This window comes from Neoluteolibacter marinus, assembly GCF_014904755.1.
Lineage (GTDB): Bacteria > Verrucomicrobiota > Verrucomicrobiia > Verrucomicrobiales > Akkermansiaceae > Haloferula > Haloferula marina.
Map to the genome: position 1 here is coordinate 1 of NZ_JACZFQ010000145.1, position 1812 is coordinate 1812.

Below are 1812 nucleotides of genomic sequence, written 5' to 3' on the forward strand. Positions count from 1 at the left end.
CTTGTTGAAACTGTCGAAAAACCCCACCCTGTTCCAGCCCGATTTCCTCCCGCTGGCCCGGCCACTGCTCCCCGGGACGCGAGCCATGGCACGCTTCAAGCCCTACGACTACGCCCAGGGACTCATCGTCCCCGTCAACCTCGATGAACAGATCGAACCGGGCACGTTCGTGTTCGCCCTCCACCACCTCATCGAGGCCCGCTACGACGACTCTTTCCTCGCCGAAGAGTTCAAGAACGACGACACCGGCCGCCCCGCCTATCCGCCCAAGCTCCTGCTCAAGGCCATCCTATTCGCCTACTCCCAGGGCATCCTCTCCTCGCGCAAGATCGAGCGCGCCTGCAAACACAACATCCGCTTCATGGCCCTGCTCTGCGGCGAGGGCCCCGACCATTCCACCATCGCCGCCTTCATCCACAAGCTCGGCAAGCACGTCGAGCAGGTCTTCGTCGACGTCCTCACCGTCTGCCACGAGGAAGGCCTCCTCGACGGCACCCACTTCGCCGTCGACGGCCTCAAGCTGCCCACCGACGCCGCCAAGGAATGGAGCGGCACCTTTGACACCCTCAAGCGCAAGCGCGACAAGTTCCGCAAGAAGGCCGCCGCCCTCATGAAAGAGCACAAGCGCCGCGACCGCCGCCTCGCCAAGGGCAAGACCGAAGTCGCCGGCGAAACCCTCACACCCGCCGAAAAGCTCATCGCCAAAGCCGCGAAGATCGACGCCTTCCTTTCGGAAAACGAACCCCGCGCCGGCGTCTCCGGAAAGGAAGTGCAAAGCAACCTGACCGACCCCGGGTCCAGCAAGATGCACACCTCCAAAGGCACCGTCCAGGGCTACAACTGCCAGGCCCTTGCCGACGGGTCCCACCAGATCGTGACCTGCGCCCACATCCCCGACGGCGGCCAGGACGGCCGCGTCCTCGGCGAACTCTTCGAACAAGCCTCCGCCCGCGCCGAGGCCGCCGGACTCGGCGGCGACTTCTACCGCGGCAAGGAACTCCTCGCCGACGCCAACTACCACAGCGAGCCCAACCTCGAAGCCTGCGCCGCCCACCGGCTCGACGCCGTCATACCCGACCCCAACCACCGCGACCGCGACGAGCGCTACGAAGGCCGCGACCAGCACCTCCGCAAAGTCCGCCCCAAGGACACCGGCCGCTTCACCGCCGCCGACTTCACCCGCGACGAGGAAGCCGGCACCTACCGCTGCCCCAAGGGCCAGGTCCTCCGCCGCAAGCCCGGCACCAGCACCTCCGCCGGCGGCAAGGGCGCCTTCCACAAATACGAGATCGAAAGCGACTTCTGCAGCATCTGCGAGTTCCGCTCACGCTGCCTGGGTAAAAACGGCAAACGCCGTACTTTGAGCGTCTGCATCGAGCCCGCACGCCCCCATTGCAAGGCCATGCGGGAAAAGGTCGACACCCCCGTAGGCAGGCACCGCTACAGCTACCGCATGGGCACCATCGAACCGATCTTCGCCAACCTGCGACACGCCAAGGGCCTCAACCGCATCAACTACCGCGGACGCGAGAAGGTGGGAGTTATCTGGAACCTCTGGAGCATCATGCACAACATCGGCAAGATCGCCCTCTACCGGCCGGGATACGGCACCGGCGTGCCCGCCACGGGGTGAGACCGGCATGCCCCACGGCACCGGTGGTCTTCGCAGGGCGTCACAGGAGCCCATCACGAAGTGCCATGACCCCGGAGATCAAATGCCCGCCCGGAAATCGGGAACGACGTCCATCACTCGGCATGATCGGAAGGCAACGGAACGACGGGCTCAATCGGGGTTTTCCGACGGTCTCGTTG

Annotated in this window: 1 protein-coding gene; it reads left to right on the forward strand. The window is 65.3% G+C overall.

Annotated features, from left to right (window positions below; translation table 11 throughout):
* Nucleotides 1-1633: IS1182 family transposase (locus IG178_RS24210; RefSeq protein ID WP_226895739.1), on the forward strand; the 1633-nt coding region annotated here is incomplete at its 5' end.
* Between the last annotated feature and the right edge of the window lie 179 nt (nucleotides 1634-1812).